We start from the raw sequence: 19,000 nt of genomic DNA, 5'->3' as shown, positions 1-19,000 counted from the left end.
TTTGCGATCACGACGCAATGTCAGTTCGCCGACACTAGTCCTCAAAGGGGTCCGTCACAAGTATTGTGTCGTCCCGCTCCGGGCTGGTCGAAAGAAGAGCAACCGGTGCGCCGATCAGTTCTTCCACCTGGCGGACATACTTGATCGCTTGCGCCGGAAGATCTGCCCAGCTGCGTGCGCCAACCGTCGATTCTTTCCATCCTTCAAGCGTAACATACACTGGCTTTGCCGAAGCTTGCTGCGCCTGGCTTGCCGGCAGATGGTCGATTTGCTGCCCGTCCAGAGTATAGCCGATGCAGATCTTCAGTTCGTCGAGGCCATCGAGAACGTCAAGCTTGGTGAGCGCGATGCCGGTGATGCCGTTGGCGGCAACCGACTGGCGTACCAGGGCCGCGTCGAACCAGCCGCAGCGGCGCTTCCGGCCCGTCACCGTGCCGAACTCATGGCCCTTTTCGCCGAGGAACTGGCCGATTTCGTCGGTAAGTTCGGTCGGGAACGGACCTTCGCCGACGCGTGTCGTATAGGCCTTGGTGATGCCGAGGATGTAGCCGAGCGAGCCCGGGCCCATGCCCGAACCGGCGGCAGCCTGGCCGGCGACCGTGTTCGACGAGGTGACGAACGGATAGGTGCCGTGGTCGATGTCGAGCAGCGTGCCCTGAGCACCTTCGAACAGGATGCGCGCGCCCTTGCGGCGGGCCTTGTCGAGCAGCACCCAGACGGTGTCCATGAACGGCAGCACCTTGTCGGCGACTGACGAAAGTTCCTGCATGATCGCGTCATGGCTGATCTCGGCTTCACCCAGGCCGCGGCGCAGCGCGTTGTGGTGCGTCAGCAGGCGGTCGACCTTGGCCGGCAGCGTGTCGAGGTCGGCAAGGTCCATGACGCGGATGGCACGACGGCCGACCTTGTCTTCATAGGCCGGGCCGATGCCGCGGCGCGTCGTGCCGATCTTGGTGCCGCTGTTGGAGGCGGCGTCTTCGCGGATGCCGTCAAGCTCGCGGTGCAGCGACAGGATCAGCGTGGCATTGTCGGCGATACGCAGGTTGTCCGGCGTGATCGCAATGCCCTGCTTGCCGAGCTTGTCGATTTCGGCGATCAGCGCGTGCGGATCGATGACGACGCCGTTGCCGATGACGGCAAGCTTGCCGGGACGCACGACGCCGGAGGGCAGGAGCGACAGCTTGTAGCTGACGCCGTCGATCACCAGGGTATGGCCGGCATTGTGACCGCCCTGAAAGCGCACGACGATATCCGCGCGCTCGGAGAGCCAATCCACAATCTTGCCTTTGCCTTCGTCACCCCATTGGGAGCCGACCACTACGACATTCGTCATAATTCTCTTCCTGTTCAGGCGCGCAACCGAGGCTGCGCTGTTCTCAAACCCGCGCATCTATACTGTGTTGTCATCTGGAAAGCGACCCCGTTATGTCGGGCGTTCCGCCCTTTTTGCATGACAAGCCGGGATTTTGATGATTTTTGTTTTTGTTTTAATTAATCATTCCGCTATCCCAGACTTAGCGAAACTCGGTCGCAATACCACATGCATGTAATGAGATTAGTGATTTACAAGGGACTAATTAGATTCTGAAAAAGATAGTGAGGGGAGGAATAGAAGTAAGACGATAGATGGAAGTAGGAAATGTAGAAAGTTGTTGATGTAAGAAAATGAAGGGGATAAGTAGAAATGAAGAGTAATAATAGTGATGATGACATAAGAGTTTAAGGAGAGAATGGGAAAAGAGCAGAATGGGGGGGGGCGGGGGGCGAGGGGCGTGTCTGGGGCGGGGAGGTGCTGGGGGTGCGTGCGTGGGAATTAAGGGTGGTAGGATTTATAAAATTAATTGAAATGAGAGTAGAGGAAGAATTTTTTTAGTGAAATGATGGAAGGATGGATAATGGAAGGATTAAAGTTGAGGTTAGAAAAGAGGATTAGGAGGGATGTGTAGTTAGTGGAGTAGTGAGAAATGTGTTAGAGTGTAAGGATAAAGAGGAGGAGGGAGGGGGTAAAGGAAATGGGAGTTAGGATAATGAAGAGGAGATAGTTGGATTAGTGAGGAGTTGCGCTGATGATCGCGGCCTGCGTCGTCTATGCCGGCTACACCGTGGCGCTTCGCTACAAGCCGACGATGCACTGGCAGAGCTTCATTGCAGCCCCCGCCTTCGGCGCGCTCTTGAGCGCCATCCCGCTGTTGTTCTGGGAGATCGGCACGGGCACCGCGATCGCGCCCGACACCACCGGCTGGATCATCGTTCTCTATGCCGCGATCTTCCCATCGCTGATGTCGCAGGTTCTTTATGTCCGCGGTGTCGAGATGATCGGTGCCAACCGCGCTGGCCTGTTCATCAACGCCATTCCCGTTTTCGGCACGCTGCTGTCGGTGATGCTGATCGGCGAGACCTTTCACCTCTTCCACCTTGTCGCGCTGCTCCTGGTGCTCGGCGGGATCGCGATCGCCGAAAAAGGTCGCCCGCGCTAGAGAAGTCTCGCGCCTGCCGGGCAAGTTTCGGGCGATGCAATCGCTAGAACTCGGGAGGCGACTTAAGGCTTGATTAGCAGATGGGTGTTTCTGTCGCCGCCAGGATTTTCCTTGGGGCTAAGGCAGTGAAAAATATTAGAATTTCGACACGTATCTACTTATTGACGGCGATGGCGCTGGTCTTCATGGCGGCCGCCATGGCCTACAAGACTCAAGTCGCCAACGCGGAAGTCAGCGACGAACGCCGGCAGATGCTGCGCAACGTCACCGAAGCGGCGATCTCGACGATCGCAAGCTTCGAGGAACAGGAGCGCAGTGGCACGCTCTCGCGTGAGGAGGCCCAGAGCCGCGCCATTTCCGCGGTCATGTCCATGCGCTTCGGCCAGGACGGCTACTTCTTCATCAACGGCTTCGACGGCATGATGATCGCCCACCCGCTCGCCAAGAAGCTCGTCGGCACCGACGTGCGCGGCCTCAAGGATACCAACGGCAAGGCCTTCAACGTCGAACTCATCGCGCTGGCGCAGAACCCGGGTAGCGGCATCGTCAACTACTACTGGGACAAGCCTGGCCACGAGGAGCCGGTCGAGAAGTACTCCTATATCCAGGGCTTCAAGCCCTGGGGTTGGGGCGTCGGCACCGGCGTCTACGCCGACGATCTCGCCGCCAAGTACAATGCGTCGCTGCTGATGACGATCATCACCACGGCGATCGCGGCAATCGCGACGCTGGCTGCCGCCATGGCGATCGGCCGCTCGATCAGCCGGCCGATCAACCGGCTGAAGGACGTGATGCTCGAAGTATCGAACAATGACACCCGTTCGGAAGTCCCCGATACCGACCGCCGCGACGAGATCGGCCACATGGCCGACGCGCTTGTCGTGCTGCGCGCCTCGGTGATCGAACGCAACGCGCTTGAGGTTCGCCAACGCGAACAGCAGGTGGCACTCGACGGCGAGCGCAGCGCCAACGAGGAAATGCAGCAGGCGACCGCCCGCGTGCAGGCCCATGTCGTCAGCACCATCGGCGGTGCGCTCGAGCGGCTGGCGCGCGGCGACCTCACCACCCACGTGCCGGATCTCGGCGCCGACTACGAAAAATTGCGCCAGGACTTCAACACCGCCGTTGCAGCACTTCGCTCGACGGTCAGCGCAATCGCCGACTCCACCTCCGTCGTTACCGGCAATGCCAATGAGATCAGCCGGGCGGCCAACGACCTGTCGCAGCGCACCGAGCAGCAGGCAGCGTCGCTCGAAGAAACCGCAGCCGCGCTCGACGAGATCACCTCTGCGGTTCAGAACTCCACCAACCGCGCCGAGGAGGCGACCCGCATGGTCGCTGAGGCTCGCAAGGGGGCGGCCACCTCGAGCGAGGTCGTTCGCGACGCGATCACTGCCATGGGCCGCATTGAAAACTCGTCTTCGAAGATCGGCGAAATCATCGGCGTGATCGACGACATCGCCTTCCAGACCAATCTCCTGGCGCTGAACGCCGGCGTCGAGGCGGCGCGCGCGGGGGATGCCGGCAAGGGCTTTGCCGTTGTCGCGCAGGAGGTGCGGGAATTGGCGCAGCGCTCGGCAACGGCTGCCAAGGAAATCAAGGGCCTGATTACCGCGTCCGGCGTCGAGGTTTCGGCCGGCGTGCGCCTGGTCGAAGCGACCGGTTCGGCGCTCGGCGACATCGAGCGGCGGGTCAACGAGATCAACGACCGCATCGTCGCGATTGCGACGGCAGCGCGCGAACAGTCGGTCGGGCTGCGGGAGATCAACACCGCCGTCAACCAGATGGACCAGATGACCCAGCAGAATGCCGCCATGGTCGAGCAGACCTCGGCCGCAAGCCAGACGCTCGCCGGCGAAAGCAACGTGCTTTCCGGCCGGCTTGCCCAGTTCACCGTCGAGGAAAAGGTATGGCGGCCCGCGACGCAGCGGGCGGCCTGATCCAGCACAAAATGAAAATGGCGCCGATCGGCGCCATTTTCATTTTAGACAAGGTGCCGCTCCATATAGAGCGCGTCGTCACCATAACTTGAGAGCTTCTGCGCCAGCCGTTCGTCCATGCGGACCTCAAAGCCCTGTCTTTCCCAGAAGCCACGGGATCCGTTGACGGATACGAGCGACATCGACCGGAACCCTTCCGTGCGTGCGACATCCGCAAGCATCGGCAACACGCCGCCCCCTGCCCCGGAGCCCCGCATTTCCGGCAAGAGCGCGAGATCATGGATGTACCACGTGTCGGCAGCCTCAGGGATTTCGCCAAGCATGCTGTTCAGCGACGGCGGCGCACCGCGAAGCCATGGGTGGCTCAGCACATAACCGCGTGACAGACCTTTCGCATCCAGCATGAAGCAACCGGCAGGGCTGAGCGCGATGCGGTCGGCGAGAACGGCGTCATCCTCGGGAAAGGCCTGGTGAACCACGAGCTGGATCTCCGATACGGAGGCGAGGTCGGGCAGGCTTGCCTCGCGCCAGCGGAATGTCATTTCGGTCATTTCTCGTCACATGCGTTCGAAACAGGAAAACGCACCGGCGGTCGGCCGGTGCGTCCTCGATATGTCCCGTGAGTGGGTCGGCAAAGTGACAGACGGTGCTGCCACTTGCTGGGCTGGCGTCAATCGATGTTGAAGACCAGCGGCTTTGCCTGGCGAATTGCCGGATTGGCACGCAGCTTGTCAAGCACATCGTCAGAAACCGCACCATCGACGTAGAGCAGCGCGATCGCGTCGCCGGCTTCCTTCTCGCGGCCGAGCTGGAAGTTCGCGATGTTGACGCCGGCATCACCGAGCGTCATGCCGATGAAACCGATCATGCCGGGGACGTCGGTGTTGGTGATGTAGACCATGTGGCTGCCGACATCCGCATCGAGGTTGATGCCCTTGATCTGGATGAAGCGCGGCTTGCCGTCCGAGAACACCGTGCCGGCAACCGAACGCGTCTGGTTCGCGGTCTTCACCGTCAGCTTGATGTAGCCGTCGAAGACACCGGTCTTGTCGCGCTTGACCTCGGACAGGATGATGCCCTTCTCCTTGATCATGACCGGCGCCGAAACCATGTTGACGTCGGCGACCTGCGGCCGGATCAGACCGGCAAGCACGGCACTCGTCAGCGCCTTGGTGTTCATGCCAGCGGTCGAGCCGTCATAAAGGATCTCGATTTCCTTGATCGCGCTTTCCGTCACCTGGCCGACGAAGGCGCCGAGAACGTCGGCAAGCCGGATGAACGGCTTCAGGATCGGCGCTTCCTCAGCGGTGATCGACGGCATGTTGATGGCGTTGGAGACGGCACCCTTGACCAGGTAGTCCGACATCTGCTCAGCCACCTGCAGCGCGACGTTCTCCTGGGCTTCCGTGGTCGAAGCGCCGAGGTGCGGCGTGCAGACGACGTTCGGCAGGCCGAAGAGCGGGCTTTCGGTCGCGGGCTCGACCTCGAAGACGTCGAAGCCGGCACCGGCGACATGGCCCGACTTGATCGCTTCGGCAAGCGCCTTCTCGTCGACGAGACCGCCGCGAGCGCAGTTGACTATGCGCACACCCGGCTTCGCCTTGGCAAGCGCTTCGGCGCTCAGGATGTTGCGGGTCTTGTCGGTCAGAGGCACGTGCAGGGTGATGAAGTCGGCCTGGGCGAGCAGTTCATCGAGCTCGACCTTGGTGACGCCCATTTCCTCGGCGCGCTCCTTGGAGAGGAACGGGTCGTAGGCGAGAACGTGCATCTTCAGGCCGATGGCGCGCGAGCAGACGATCGAGCCGATATTGCCGGCGCCGATGACGCCCAGCGTCTTGCCGGTGATTTCGACACCCATGAAGCGGGACTTTTCCCACTTGCCGGCCTGCGTCGAGGTATCGGCGGCCGGAAGCTGGCGGGCAACGGCAAAGAGCAGCGCAATCGCATGTTCGGCGGTCGTGATCGAATTGCCGAAGGGCGTGTTCATCACGATAATACCGCGGCGCGAAGCAGCCGGAATGTCGACATTGTCGACGCCGATGCCGGCGCGTCCGATGACCTTGAGATTGGTCGCAGCTGCGATCAGCTTTTCGGTCGCCTTGGTGGCCGAGCGGATGGCGAGGCCATCGTAGTTACCGATGATTTCGGCAAGCTTGTCCTTGTCCTTGCCGAGCTTCGGCTGGAAATCGACTTCGACGCCGCGATCGCGAAAAATCTGGACGGCGGTTTCCGACAGTTCGTCGGATACGAGAACGCGAGGTGCCATGGAAGGCCTCCTTAAAGATCAGGTCTGAATGGAAATGCAGTTAGCCAGGCTTCGCTCCCATCGGGAGCGAAGCGGATCACTCAAATCAGTGTGAGATGCGGGCGAAGTTCATTGTCCTCACCCTTGTCCGATCAGGCCGCGGCCTGTGCCAGCGTTGCCTTCTGGGTCTCGAAAGCCCAGGTCAGCCACGGCATCAGCGCCTTCATGTCAGCCGCCTCGATTGTGGCGCCGGCCCAGATGCGAAGGCCGGACGGTGCATCGCGGTAGTGGCCGATGTCGAAGGCGACGCCTTCCTTTTCGAGAAGCGCAACCACGCCCTTGGCAAAGGCTGCCTGTCCGTCGGCGTCGAGCGCGAGCACGTCCTTGTCGACGATCTTCAAGCAGACCGAGGTGTTGGAGCGGGTCTCGTCCCTGACCGCGAGGTTGGCGATCCAGTCATTGGCGGCAACAAAGTCGAAAATCGCCTGCGCATTGGCGTCGGCACGCGCCATCAGGCCCTTGAGCCCGCCGACCTGCTGCGCCCAGACGAGCGCATCGATGTAATCTTCGACGCAGAGCATCGATGGCGTGTTGATGGTTTCGCCGGTGAAGATCCCTTCGATGAGCTTGCCGCCCGAGGTCATGCGGAAGATCTTCGGCAGAGGCCAGGCCGGCACGTAGGTCAGCAGGCGTTCGACGGCGCGCGGCGACAGGATGATGACGCCATGGGCGCCCTCGCCGCCAAGAACCTTCTGCCAGGAGAAGGTAACGACGTCGAGCTTGGCGAAATCGAGGTTCTGCGCGAAAGCGGCCGAGGTCGCGTCGCAGATCGTCAGGCCCTTGCGGTCTGCCGGGATGAAGTCGCCGTTAGGCACACGCACACCCGAGGTCGTACCGTTCCAGGTGAAGACCACGTCGCGGTCGAAATCGACCTTGGAAAGATCGGGAAGTTCGCCGTAGGCGGCTTCGAACTTGCGAACGTCGGCGAGCTTCAGCTGCTTGACCACGTCGGTCACCCAGCCGGCGCCAAAGCTTTCCCAGGCGACCATGTCGACGCCGCGCGGACCGAGCAGCGACCAGAGCGCCATTTCGACGGCGCCGGTATCGGAAGCGGGCACGATACCGATGCGGTAATCAGCCGGCACTTCAAGAATGTCACGGGTAAGATCGATGGCCTGCTTCAGCTTCGTCTTGCCGATCTTGGCGCGGTGCGAACGACCGAGCGGAGCATCAGAGAGAGCGTCGAGCGTCCAACCGGGGCGCTTCGAGCAAGGGCCAGAAGAGAAATGGGTATTGTTCGGACGGAGGTCCGGCTGTGCAGGCTTTGCCATGTGCTATCCTTCCAGATAGATAGCCCTTCGTTGGGGAAGGGTGTCCCGCCGTCGTCGATATTGAGGGCGGGACCGGAAGTCAAGCGCTTTGTCGCAATCGACAAATTTATGGCGTCGCGAGCAACATATGAAAAGGCAGGCGACCACCGCAGAGCGATTGTTGCCGGACGCTGCCTTCATGTGGGCAACAGGCTGAATCACCTGAGGACAGAACGCGGCAAACCTGCCCGATCTTTCCGTGGCCGATGGTTTTAGAACGAGAAGCGCAGGCCCGCCCGGATTTCGTGACGCGAAAGACCATCGTCAAAGCCCTTGTCGCCCCGCGCGCCGGCAAGCGCCTCAGTGCCAAAGCCGAACATCTCGCCATCGGCGATATGGGAGTAGCGGTAGCCGACATCGAGCTTCAGCTGATCACTGAGATCGTAGGAAACGCCGGCCATCAGGGCGTAAGTAAACCGCCAGCTATCGCGCCCCGCGTAGGAGGTGGAGCCGGCCGCTCCGGCGCAGGCGCCGCCACCGGCAACGCAGGTCGCCCGTTCGACTGCCGTATCCCAATTGAGACGCGTTGCGCCGAGACCGGCGCCGACATAGGGGGTGAAGCCCGCGAGCGTGCCGAAATCGACATAGGCATTCGCCATCAGGCCAAGAGCGGAATAATCAGCCCCGGTTGAAAATGCACAGGACGTACCCGCCCCCTGCCCCGCGCACGGGGCGGTCGACGATGACGAACCGTTGAACCGGCCCTCGAAATACTCCGCCGTCAGGTCGGCACGGAACGTGTCGGTAAACTGGTAGCCGACGCCAAGCGCCCCGGAGAACGGCTTGTCGAAACGGGCGTTGTCGAAAGTGGTGCTGTCGTATGTCGACGCGCCTGCATCGAAGGTTCGGGAATAGGGATCGCCCTCGCTACGCCAGGGCGCATAACCGATATCGCCGCGCAGGTAGATCGCGCTAGCGCCAGCGGCTTCTTTTTCGATGGTGATCTCCGGCGCATTCAGGAGCTCCTCATCGGCGGCGAATGCCGCACCGGAAAGCAGCAGGCCGGCACCAAAAGCGGCCCCGCAGAACCCGTTTCGCCAATCCATGCCCATGCCCTCTCACCACTGCTATCGGTGCGGGATGGCGCACTGCCGTCACCGCTTCGTTCAGCGTTAACTATTGGCAGCGACTGGTTAACCCCCGGTTAACCATGCCCGTTAGGAAACCAGCAAAGATTGGCGGCAACGAAAAAGGCCACCCAAAGGTGGCCTTTTGTATCATCTGGTCTGGTCGATCACTTGTAGACGATCGGCTCCGGCTCGTAGGGAACTTCGCAGACACTGCCGAACGAGTAGCGCAGACCGGCGCGTGCCTCATGGATGTAGAAGCCCTTGTCGAAGCCCGGGCCGCCACCATTGGCGTAGCCGAACATGTCGCCATCGTCGACCTGGCGGAAGCGATAGCCGACGTCGGCCTTGAGGTTGCAGGTGAGGTCGATGGCCGTACCGGCCATCAGTGCATAGGTGAAGCGCCACTTGCTCTCGCCGTCATGACCCGTCGTCGGGTCGCATTGGCTGGGATCGGCGATGCTGCAGCTGGTGTTGCGCAGTTTGTCCCACTTGACGTGGGTGGCACCGATACCGGCACCGACGTAAGGCGTGAAGGCGCCGTAGGTGCCGATGTCGACATAGGCGTTGGCCATCAGGCTCCAGGCAGAAACCGAGGTGACGTCGCGCGACCGGCACGGACCGACCACGCTGCCGCAGTTGCCGAGTGTCGAGCCGGCGAAGTCGGCGCTGCCCCAGTAATCGGCGGTAACGTCGGCACGCAGGTAGTTGTTGAACTGGTAACCGACGCCGACGCCGGCGACCCAGGAATCATCGATATCGGCCGTTTCGAAATTGGTGATGGAGCCGCCGGGGCCTCCCTGGTAGTAGTTCGCACCGCGCAGGTCGTTCCAGGCGTAGCCGACGTCACCGCGCAGGTACCAGCCGCTGGTCTGGATGACCTCGACCGGCTGTTCCGGCACCGGCTCCATTGGCGGTTGATAGACATCTGCAGCGTAAGCTGCCGTGCCGCTGAGCAATATAGCAACAACGCCACTCAAAATTCTCTTCATGGCCCACTCCAATATATTTCGTTGCTTGGCTCACCATGAAACCGGTGCCCAAATCCCGTTGTTGGTTATGGATAATGAGGAGCAAAGGTTAAGTTCCGATTAACTACAATCGTTTACCGAGTTTGTTAAACATCGGATCTATTCTTGTAGTTGTCACGCGACGTTACTGTCGGCAACCGAGCATCCGTAAGGCACACCTAAATAATTTGGCAAGACAAAGCGCTAAGAGTGCGCATGGCTGGAAGCACTGCTCGGCAAGTGGGCGCCCGCACGGGGAAAAGTCTCCGACGCGGCGCATGGCTGACGCACCATCCGCACAAAAAAGAGGCCGGTGCAACGCACCGGCCCTGGAGGGAAGCCGAGGTCTGACGCTTAAGCGGCGTTGCGCACGCTGCCGATGACGTTGACCAGTTCGTCGACGATGCGCTCGACTTGGCCGCGATCGTCGCCTTCCGCCATCACGCGGATCAGCGGCTCGGTGCCGGACGGGCGGATCAATAGACGACCAGATTTCGCAAGCTCCGCCTCCGCGTCCGCAATCGCCTGGCGCACGGTCGCGTCTTCAAGCGGCTTGCCGGCGGAAACACGCACGTTCTTCAGCACCTGCGGCACCGGCTCGAAGCGATGGCAGACCTCGCTCACGGTCTTGCCCTGGCGCTTGATCACCGCAAGGATCTGCAAGGCCGCAACAAGGCCATCGCCCGTCGTGCCGAAATCCGAGAGCACGATGTGGCCCGACTGTTCGCCACCGACGTTCAGTCCGTCCTGACGCATCTGTTCGACCACATAGCGGTCGCCGACCTTGGTGCGGCGCAGGTCGATGCCGCGCCCCTTGAGGTAACGTTCAAGACCGAGGTTCGACATGACCGTGGCCGCAACCGCGCCACCGCGCAGCACGCCGTCCTCGGCCCAGCTGTCGGCAATGACGGCCATCAGCTGGTCACCATCGATGACGGTGCCGTTCTCGTCGACGATCAGCACGCGGTCGGCGTCGCCGTCGAGCGCAATGCCGATATCGGCGCGCACTTCATGGACCTTCTTGGAAAGAGCAGCCGGATGCGTCGAGCCGCAGTCGAGGTTGATGTTGAGACCGTTCGGCTCGGTGCCGATGCTGACGACCTCGGCTCCCAGTTCCCAAAGGGCGGTCGGAGCCACCTTGTAGGCCGCGCCATTGGCGCAATCGATGGCGATCCTCAGACCTTGAAGGGTGACGTCGCGTGGCAGCGTGCGCTTTGCGTGTTCCAGGTAACGATAGATGTCGCCATCGACGCGCTTCGCCCGGCCGATGTCTTCGGACTTTGCCAGCTGTCCAGAGAGGTCCTGATCGAGCAACGCCTCGATCTTCTGTTCGATATCGTCGGAGAGTTTGTAGCCGTCAGGGCCGAACAGCTTGATGCCGTTGTCCTGGAAGGGATTGTGGGACGCCGAGATCATCACGCCGATATCGGCGCGCAAGGAACGGGTGAGCATGGCCACGCCCGGCGTCGGGATCGGCCCGAGCAGGAAGACGTCGAGGCCGGCGGCGGTGAAGCCCGCCACCATCGCGTTTTCGAGCATGTAGCCGGAAAGACGCGTGTCCTTGCCGATCACCACCCGGTGGCGATGGGCGCCATTGCGAAAGATCGTACCGACGGCGATGCCGACCCGCATCGCCAGATCCGGAGTCATCGGAAACATGTTGGATTGGCCGCGAATACCGTCGGTGCCGAAATACTTGCGCTTCATAAGAGCTCCATCGTTCTGCCGGGTCAGCGCTGGCTTTGCCAGCTTCGCCTGTCTGCGGGGTGCGCGACTGGGTTTCATTGACCGGACCTCATTTCATATCGGCGGTTGCCGTACGCCTCGGATCGTCATGCCCACCCATGGCCATGCGATCGCAACACATGAGTCTTCTTTGACACAAAAGCGCAGCAAACGGCAGCGAGCCTAGCATCAGAAATCATTACATCCCGTTACCAAATGCCAGGTACAAAATCCCCAACGAAAAACCGCCGCTCCACTCAAGGAACGGCGGCTCCAATACATGGCCGACAGGCGTCGGTTATTGCGGCTGCGGCTCGAACCCGCCTTCGGACTCTTCGCCCTTGTTGCCCGCCGAGCCTTCCTTCTTGGCGCCGGCCGAGGGAACGGCCGAGCCACGATGCGGCGGCGTGTCGTCGCCGAGATCGCGTGCCGGCTTCTCTCCGCGGATCAGCGCCTTGATTTCTTCGCCGGTCAGCGTTTCGTATTCGAGCAGGCCTTCGGCAAGCGCGACGAACTCGTGGTTCTTTTCCGTCAGGATCTTGCGGGCGGTCTCGTAGGCCTCATCGATCAGACGACGGATTTCGTTGTCGATCTTCTGGGCGGTCGCCTCCGACACGTTCTTCTGCTGGGCAACGGAGTGGCCGAGGAAGACTTCCTGCTGGTTCTCGCCGTAGGAAACCTGCCCGAGCTGGTCGGAGAAGCCCCATTGCGTCACCATCGCACGGGCAAGCTTGGTGGCCTGCTCGATATCCGACGATGCGCCCGAGGTGATGTTCTCCTTGCCGAAGGTCAGTTCTTCGGCAACGCGTCCACCCATCATGATGGCAAGACGCGAGACCATCCACTTGTAGCTCATCGAGTAGCGGTCGCCTTCCGGCAACTGCATGACCATGCCGAGTGCGCGACCGCGCGGGATGATCGTCGCCTTGTGCAGCGGATCGGCCGAGGGAACGTTGAGCGCGAGGATCGCGTGACCGGCTTCGTGATAGGCGGTCAGCTTCTTCTCGGCCTCGGTCATCGCCGACGAACGACGCTCCGCGCCCATCATGATCTTGTCCTTGGCATCCTCGAACTCGAGCATGGTGACAAGACGCTTGTTGCGACGGGCGGCCATCAGGGCAGCCTCGTTGACGAGGTTCATGAGGTCGGCACCGGAGAAGCCGGGCGTACCACGTGCGAGCACCTTGAGGTCGACATTCGGCGCCAGCGGCACGTTGCGCACATGCACCTTGAGGATGCGTTCGCGGCCGTTGATATCCGGGTTCGGCACGACGACCTGGCGGTCGAAGCGGCCCGGACGCAGCAGCGCCGGGTCGAGAACGTCGGGACGGTTGGTCGCAGCGATCAGGATGATGCCTTCATTGGCTTCGAAGCCGTCCATCTCGACCAGCAGCTGGTTGAGCGTCTGTTCGCGCTCGTCATTGCCGCCGCCGAGACCGGCGCCGCGATGGCGACCGACGGCGTCGATTTCGTCGATGAAGATGATGCAGGGTGCATTCTTCTTGGCCTGCTCGAACATGTCGCGCACACGGCTGGCGCCGACGCCGACGAACATTTCAACGAAGTCCGAACCGGAGATCGTGAAGAACGGCACGTTGGCTTCGCCGGCAACCGAGCGGGCAAGCAGCGTCTTACCGGTACCCGGAGGACCGACGAGCAGCACGCCGCGCGGAATGCGACCACCGAGGCGCTGGAACTTCTGCGGGTCGCGCAGGAATTCGACGATTTCTTCCAGGTCTTGCTTGGCTTCGTCGACGCCGGCGACGTCGTCAAAGGTGACGCGGCCATGCGCTTCGGTCAGAAGCTTGGCCTTGGACTTGCCAAAGCCCATGGCGCCGCGCGAACCGCCCTGCATCTGGCGCATGAAGAACAGCCAGACGCCAAGGATCAGAAGCATCGGAAGCAGGGTACCGATATAGCTGAGGAACCCGGACGAACCGTCGGTTTCCGGGCGAACCGTGACCGTCACGTCCTTGGCTTCAAGGCGCTCGGTGAGCGCCGTATCGACTGAAGGCGCGTAGGTCTGGAAGGTTGCGCCGCTTTCGGAATAGCTGCCGATCACTTTAGAGCCGGTGATCACGACTTCCTTGACGCGGCTCGCATCCACGTCTTTCAGGAACTGCGAGAACGGAATCTCGCGCGAGCCGGTGCGCTCCGTCGGCTGTTGGAACATGCTGAACAGCGCGATCAGCAGAAGCGCTATGATTGCCCAAAGGGCAAGATTACGAAAATTAGGGTTCATCGAACTCCCCGGAACCTGTCACGACCCGCGCATTTCGCGAGCCGCTGTCTTGCTCCCTAACATAGGGTTCTGGTGACGTATTGCCAAGGCAAACCGCCGGCTACCGTTCCATTTCTGTCAACAGATCGTGAACCGGCGGCGGAGGATAAGGCTCTCGTCCGAACAATCCGGCGATCCGGTCAGCCATGATCCGGTCGAAACCCGGCAAAAAGGTGTCGTAGAGCCCGATCCGCGGCTCGATTGTGACGGATGCGACACTTTCGCGGTTCCCATACAGGACCTTCGGTGCCGAAAGCGATGCACGGCCGGCAACGCCCGGTGGCAGACCTGCGGCAATAAGTCTCTGCTGTTGTGGCCCGCCCCTGCCTTCTGCCGCGACGGAGATGGGCGTACTTGCGCCGTTGTGCACATGAAAACGGCCGTCCCATGTTCCGGTCTTACCGCCCGCAAGCGTCAAGGTCGCCAGGCCGCGCGCCTCGCGATAGAGGTAAAGTCCGCCTGCGCGCAGGTCGAACACGCATCGTCCGGCCGTCATCCTGCCGGGCGTTGCCTCTTGCAGAAACGCCGCTACCCGCTTCACCGTGTCGGCTGCGGGGATATGCGCGCGGCCGCCGACGACGGCCACCAGCGCGAGCAGCGCCCGCTGCCAATCGACGTTGTCGCGGCGGTTGGCGAGAGCAAGCGGGATCTCCACAACCAGGCCCGCATGCACGCGCACCTGGCGGGTGAGGAAGCCGGCAGCCCTCGCCGACGACCAGGCCCTGGCTCCAGCATCCCATGCCCCCTCCTCCACTCGCGGCGATTGCGCCAGTTCAGTCCGGACGCGGACCCGCTCGAAAGTCGGATTAGCGTTGCTCGGGTCATCGAACCAGCTCAAGTCGCGCGTCTGAAGAAAGGCGCGGATCGACGCCCTATCAAGACTAAGGAACGGCCGCAGCACCCAGACCCGGCGGTCGTAAAGCATGGCGCTCGCCATGCCGGAAGCACCCGGCCCTTGCGTCCTTTGCATCCGCATCAGGATCGTTTCGCGCTGGTCGTCGCTGGTGTGGCCGGTGACGATGCAACCGGCCTCAAACCGATCGGCGGCATCCGCCAGCAACCGGTAGCGCGCCTCGCGCGCTGCCGCCTGAATGCCGGTCGGCGGCTTCGCGCCATCCCAACGCAGGATGAGGTGCGGGACGTCGATGCTTGCGCAGAACGCGGCAACACCGCGCGCTTCCTCGGCCGATTCCGGCCGCAGCGCGTGGTCGACCGTACATGCGGCCAGGGAAAATCTTTTGGGTTCGGCTGCCTCGATCGCCTCGTTCAAGGCGAGAAGCAAGCCCTTGGAATCGCTCCCGCCGGAGACGGCGACGAGGATGCGCGTTGGGCGAAGAAAGGAGGCAAGAAATCGTTTTGCCGTTTCGACAACGGCTGTCGGCGCGGGAGCCTCAGCAGCCAAAGCGGCTCTGCTCGCTCGTCACCTTCGCCTTCACCGCAGGCGAGGCCTTGGGATAGCGCTTGTTGACCTCGCCCAGCGTCGCGCAAGCGGTTTCCTTGTTGTCGAGCGCGCCAAGCGACATGCCGAGCTTCAGAAGCATTTCGGGCGCCTTCGGCGATTTGCCGTGGGCCTGATGCGCATTCAGGAAGGTTTTTGCGGCGTCGCTGTATTTGCCCTGCGAATATTGGGCTTCGCCCAGCCAGAAGCTGGCATCGGCTGCCTTATCGCCCTTCGGAAAGGCGGCCAGGTAATCGCCGAATTCCTGTTCGGCGGTGCTGTAGTCGCCGGAGAGGACGTGACCGTAGGCCGACTGGTAGAGGTCGCCGGGATTGTCGAGAGACGCGGTCTGCTGGCTACCGGGATTGCTGTTCAGGCCGCCATCGGCCGGTGCGCCGGAATCGACGCCGGGAAGCGTGGCGTTTGCGCCTGGCCGCCCATCGGTCGTCGCTGCGACCGGATTGCCGTTCTCGTCGAAGACGATCTGCCCGAGTGTCGACGGCGGGGCCGCGCCATTGCCGCCCTGGCCTGCTCCGGGCGAAACGCCGGAAGACGCCATGTCGTTGCCGCCGGCTGCCGGCGCCATGGTCTGGCTATCCGTCACCCCCGGGGTGACGGACGCCTGATCGCTGGTTTTCGGCGTCTGCAGAGCGCCGCTCTTCTTGGGGGAGGCCTTGCCGCTTTCCAGATCCTGGAAGCGGAACTCGTTGTCCTCCTGGAACTTCCGGATCTGCTCCTGCATCTGCAAGAGCTGGAAGCTCATTTCCTCGATACGCCCGTTGAGCGAGCGGATCTGTTCTTCGAGCTGGCCAATCCGTGCGGTTTCGGCCGACTGCACCTTCACGACGGGCAGGTTCTGCACGCCGCTGTTGGTCTCAGCCGTTCGGGCCAGCAGCCCTGAAAGAGGCATGGCGTTCGCCGTCTGGCCGAGACCCGCAAGGGTCGCAAGACCGATCAGGCCCGCCACGACAAATTTCTTCATTTCATTTGTCCTGTTCGAATACCGGTTGTCCCACCCTTGACCAGGGGCCTGCAATACATCTCGCCGAGTCATCTGGGTGATTGCCGCACAGTTTTCCAATTGCCCTGAAAAAGCAACGGAGTTCGGCCAAAGTGTGGTAAAAAAGCAAAGGGCGGCCGAGGGCCGCCCTTTTAATTTAGCGATCTGTGATCTGCGGAACACGCAACGCCTCCTCGGATCACGTCGTGATTCCGGGCCACGCGATGCGCGCGGCCGCGGCATCATTACATGCCAGCGCCACCGAGAACGGTAACGGCGCGGCGGTTCTGCGACCAGCAGGAAATGTCGTCGCAAACGGCGACCGGCTTTTCCTTGCCGTAGGAGATCGTCTTCATGCGGTTCGACGGAACGCCCTGGCTGATCAGGTAGTCGCGGGTGGAAGCCGCACGGCGGGCGCCGAGCGCCAGGTTGTATTCGCGCGTGCCGCGTTCGTCGGCATGGCCTTCGATGGTGATCGCGTAGTTCGGGTACTTGGCGAGCCACTGGGCCTGACGAGCGAGCGTCTGCTGCGCGTCGGCGCGGATCGAGGTGGAGTCGGTGTCAAAGAAGATGCGGTCGCCGACATTGACGGTGAAGTCCTGCTGCGAACCCGGCGTTGCCGAACCGGCGCCACCGAGGCCGAGTTCGCCAGCACTGCCCGGCAGGTTCTTCTTCGATGCACAGCCAGCCAGGGCAAGCGTCATGACCAGGGCGATCATGACCGGGTTGCGAGCGATGGTCTGCATGCGGCCTGCGGCCGGGGTGTCAATTCGGCTCATACGCCGGTCTCCTTGAGAAGTGTCTGAATTCACGGTTGCCAGACTGTAACCGGAAGCGGTTAATCGCTATTCAACAGTTATGGTTAACAAATCGATAATTTCGGCTCGGGCCCTGCTAGACCAGCACTTTGCGGCGAGAAAGCGGCATCATTGCCACATTTTCCCGCCGCAAATCGGATCAGCCTGCAGCGGGATCAGGAAATAAGGACGCGGCTTTCCGCGGGCCTCCCGCCCCCAAGCAGACGAGAGGCGATCACGTCAACGGCTTTGGATCGAGTGACCCAAAGCCGTCGTGAACTACTCGAGCAGCGGCGACCAGGCCGGGTCGGATGCGAAGCCCTGCGTCTGGATCAACTGCTCGTTGTAACCCGACAGATCGATCGAATAGAGCTGCGGTCCGCCGGAGCCGGCGCCCTGGCGGAAGAACATCAGGACGCGGCCGTTCGGCGCCCAGGTCGGGCCTTCGTTGTGGAAGCCGGTGGTCAGGATACGTTCGCCCGAACCGTCGGTCTTCATCACGCCGATCGAGAACTTGCCGCCCGACTGCTTGGTGAAGGCGATGAGGTCGCCGCGCGGAGACCAGACCGGCGTCGAATAGGAGCCGTCGCCGAAGGAGATGCGGCGCTGGCCGGAGCCGTCGGCGCCCATGACGTAGATCTGCTGGCGGCCACCGCGGTCGCTTTCAAAGGCGATCTGGCTGCCATCGGGCGAATAGGACGGTGCGGTGTCGATCGCCGCGGTGTTGGTAAGGCGCGTCGTGGTGCGCGAGCGCAGGTCCATGGTGTAGATGTTGGCGTTGCCGTCCTGCTGCAAGCTCATGATGACCCGCTGGCCGTCCGGCGAGAAGCGCGGCGAGAAGGTCATGCCGGGGAAGTTGCCGACCACCTCGCGCTGTCCGGTCTCCAGCTGCAGCAGGTAGACGCGCGGCTGCTGGTTTTCGAACGACATGTAGGTGACTTCCTGGCGGTTCGGCGAGAAGCGCGGCGTCAGAACGATGTCGTTGGAATTGGTGAGCGCACGGGCGTTGAAGCCGTCCTGGTCCATGATGGCGAGCTGACGCTTGCGGGCCGTCTTCGGGCCGCTTTCGGCGACATAGACGATGCGGGTGTCGAAATATCCCTTTTCACCGGTAACGCTCTGATAGATCGCGTCGGCGATGATGTGGGCCACGCGGCGCCAGTTTTCCGGCTGGGTGAAGAACTGCTGGCCGGTCATCTGCTTGTTACCGAAGGTATCCCACAGGCGGAACTCGGCCTTCAGCCTGCCGTCGCCTTCCTGCGTCACGCGACCGGTGACGAGCGCCTGGGCGTTGATGACCTTCCAGTCTTCGAAACGCGGCGTCGCATCCGGATTGCTGATCTTCTCGATGAAGGCGCCCTTGTTGATCGGCGCGAACAGACCCGAACGCTTCAGGTCGGCTGCGACCACGTCGGAGATCTTCTGGCCGAGTTCGCCCTGGAGGAAGTCGGTAACAGCAATCGGCAGCGGTTCGACGTTGCCCTTGTTGATGTTGATTTCGACTTCAGCGTTCGCCGGCGTCACCGCCGCCACGACGGCGACTAACATGCCCGCGGCCACCATCATGGCGCGGATAAGAGAGACCTTGATCATAGAGACAAGCCTTTCAGCTTCGTACGAAGGGTTTGCAGGGGTGGTTTGCTATCCGGC

Annotated in this window: 13 protein-coding genes and 1 pseudogene; 2 read left to right on the top strand and 12 right to left on the bottom strand. The window is 61.9% G+C overall.

All coding sequences use genetic code 11. From position 1 onward, the window contains the following. Window positions 1-34: 34 nt before the first annotated feature. Complete coding sequence (locus tag JVX98_RS25595; protein WP_043623234.1) at window positions 35-1,333, bottom strand: adenylosuccinate synthase; 1,299 nt, start codon at window positions 1,331-1,333, stop codon at window positions 35-37. Between the two features lie 721 nt (window positions 1,334-2,054). Between JVX98_RS25595 and JVX98_RS25590 the strand changes: the two are divergent. Both JVX98_RS25590 and JVX98_RS25585 read left to right on the top strand, forming a co-directional pair. Then, a pseudogene (locus JVX98_RS25590) lies at window positions 2,055-2,477 on the top strand (EamA family transporter); the annotation flags it as partial. A 125-nt stretch (window positions 2,478-2,602) separates the two neighbouring features. Beyond that, entirely contained in the window at window positions 2,603-4,417 is a 1,815-nt protein-coding gene (locus JVX98_RS25585; protein WP_205237860.1) for a methyl-accepting chemotaxis protein, read from the top strand. 44 nt (window positions 4,418-4,461) lie between these two features. On the opposite strand, the gene JVX98_RS25580 is transcribed toward JVX98_RS25585, so the two are convergent. The 11 genes from JVX98_RS25580 to tolB form a co-directional block, all read right to left on the bottom strand. Beyond that, on the bottom strand, window positions 4,462-4,968 hold the full coding sequence (locus JVX98_RS25580; RefSeq protein ID WP_192450685.1) for an N-acetyltransferase: 507 nt from the start codon (window positions 4,966-4,968) through the stop codon (window positions 4,462-4,464). Between the two features lie 119 nt (window positions 4,969-5,087). Continuing rightward, window positions 5,088-6,683 (bottom strand): phosphoglycerate dehydrogenase, encoded by a 1,596-nt coding sequence (serA, locus tag JVX98_RS25575; protein ID WP_192450686.1) that lies wholly within the window; start codon window positions 6,681-6,683, stop codon window positions 5,088-5,090. Between the two features lie 131 nt (window positions 6,684-6,814). After that, window positions 6,815-7,993, bottom strand: a complete 1,179-nt coding sequence (locus JVX98_RS25570) for a phosphoserine transaminase (RefSeq protein WP_205237858.1) — start codon at window positions 7,991-7,993, stop codon at window positions 6,815-6,817. Between the two features lie 251 nt (window positions 7,994-8,244). After that, window positions 8,245-9,078 carry an outer membrane protein gene (locus JVX98_RS25565; protein WP_205237857.1) on the bottom strand — a complete coding sequence of 278 codons (834 nt, stop codon included), beginning with the start codon at window positions 9,076-9,078 and terminating at the stop codon, window positions 8,245-8,247. A gap of 188 nt (window positions 9,079-9,266) precedes the next feature. Further along, window positions 9,267-10,091, bottom strand: a complete 825-nt coding sequence (locus JVX98_RS25560) for an outer membrane protein (RefSeq protein WP_192450689.1) — start codon at window positions 10,089-10,091, stop codon at window positions 9,267-9,269. A gap of 372 nt (window positions 10,092-10,463) precedes the next feature. Then, complete coding sequence (glmM, locus tag JVX98_RS25555; protein ID WP_192450881.1) at window positions 10,464-11,816, bottom strand: phosphoglucosamine mutase; 1,353 nt, start codon at window positions 11,814-11,816, stop codon at window positions 10,464-10,466. Between the two features lie 316 nt (window positions 11,817-12,132). Continuing rightward, the gene (gene ftsH / locus JVX98_RS25550; RefSeq protein WP_077959806.1) at window positions 12,133-14,076 is read right to left on the bottom strand and encodes an ATP-dependent zinc metalloprotease FtsH; all 1,944 of its coding nucleotides are present in this window, start codon (window positions 14,074-14,076) and stop codon (window positions 12,133-12,135) included. Window positions 14,077-14,176: 100 nt separating this feature from the next. After that, window positions 14,177-15,517, bottom strand: coding sequence for a tRNA lysidine(34) synthetase TilS (gene tilS / locus JVX98_RS25545; protein ID WP_205237855.1), 1,341 nt, complete (start codon window positions 15,515-15,517; stop codon window positions 14,177-14,179). Continuing rightward, window positions 15,507-16,535, bottom strand: coding sequence for a tol-pal system protein YbgF (ybgF, locus tag JVX98_RS25540; RefSeq protein WP_205237853.1), 1,029 nt, complete (start codon window positions 16,533-16,535; stop codon window positions 15,507-15,509). Before ybgF ends, tilS begins: the two co-directional genes overlap by 11 nt. Window positions 16,536-16,798: 263 nt before the next feature. Beyond that, complete coding sequence (pal, locus tag JVX98_RS25535; protein WP_034806256.1) at window positions 16,799-17,332, bottom strand: peptidoglycan-associated lipoprotein Pal; 534 nt, start codon at window positions 17,330-17,332, stop codon at window positions 16,799-16,801. A 297-nt stretch (window positions 17,333-17,629) separates the two neighbouring features. After that, window positions 17,630-18,916, bottom strand: a complete 1,287-nt coding sequence (tolB, locus tag JVX98_RS25530) for a Tol-Pal system beta propeller repeat protein TolB (protein WP_245281720.1) — start codon at window positions 18,914-18,916, stop codon at window positions 17,630-17,632. Window positions 18,917-19,000: the final 84 nt, after the last annotated feature.

This window comes from Ensifer sp. PDNC004 (assembly GCF_016919405.1).
In the GTDB taxonomy this organism is placed as follows: domain Bacteria; phylum Pseudomonadota; class Alphaproteobacteria; order Rhizobiales; family Rhizobiaceae; genus Ensifer.
The sequence above is the reverse complement of the archived record's forward strand: the minus strand, read 5'-3'. Positions and strand labels throughout refer to the sequence as shown.

Excerpts from the sequence above, each read along its gene's own strand:
- JVX98_RS25595 (WP_043623234.1), bottom strand. The coding sequence starts at position 1,333 with ATGACGAATGTCGTAGTGGTCGGCTCCCAATGGGGTGACGAAGGCAAA.
- JVX98_RS25580 (WP_192450685.1), bottom strand. The coding sequence starts at position 4,968 with ATGACCGAAATGACATTCCGCTGGCGCGAGGCAAGCCTGCCCGACCTC.
- serA (WP_192450686.1), bottom strand. The coding sequence starts at position 6,683 with ATGGCACCTCGCGTTCTCGTATCCGACGAACTGTCGGAAACCGCCGTC.
- JVX98_RS25570 (WP_205237858.1), bottom strand. The coding sequence starts at position 7,993 with ATGGCAAAGCCTGCACAGCCGGACCTCCGTCCGAACAATACCCATTTC.
- JVX98_RS25565 (WP_205237857.1), bottom strand. The coding sequence starts at position 9,078 with ATGGATTGGCGAAACGGGTTCTGCGGGGCCGCTTTTGGTGCCGGCCTG.
- JVX98_RS25560 (WP_192450689.1), bottom strand. The coding sequence starts at position 10,091 with ATGAAGAGAATTTTGAGTGGCGTTGTTGCTATATTGCTCAGCGGCACG.
- glmM (WP_192450881.1), bottom strand. The coding sequence starts at position 11,816 with ATGAAGCGCAAGTATTTCGGCACCGACGGTATTCGCGGCCAATCCAAC.
- ftsH (WP_077959806.1), bottom strand. The coding sequence starts at position 14,076 with ATGAACCCTAATTTTCGTAATCTTGCCCTTTGGGCAATCATAGCGCTT.
- ybgF (WP_205237853.1), bottom strand. The coding sequence starts at position 16,535 with ATGAAGAAATTTGTCGTGGCGGGCCTGATCGGTCTTGCGACCCTTGCG.
- pal (WP_034806256.1), bottom strand. The coding sequence starts at position 17,332 with ATGAGCCGAATTGACACCCCGGCCGCAGGCCGCATGCAGACCATCGCT.
- tolB (WP_245281720.1), bottom strand. The coding sequence starts at position 18,916 with ATGATGGTGGCCGCGGGCATGTTAGTCGCCGTCGTGGCGGCGGTGACG.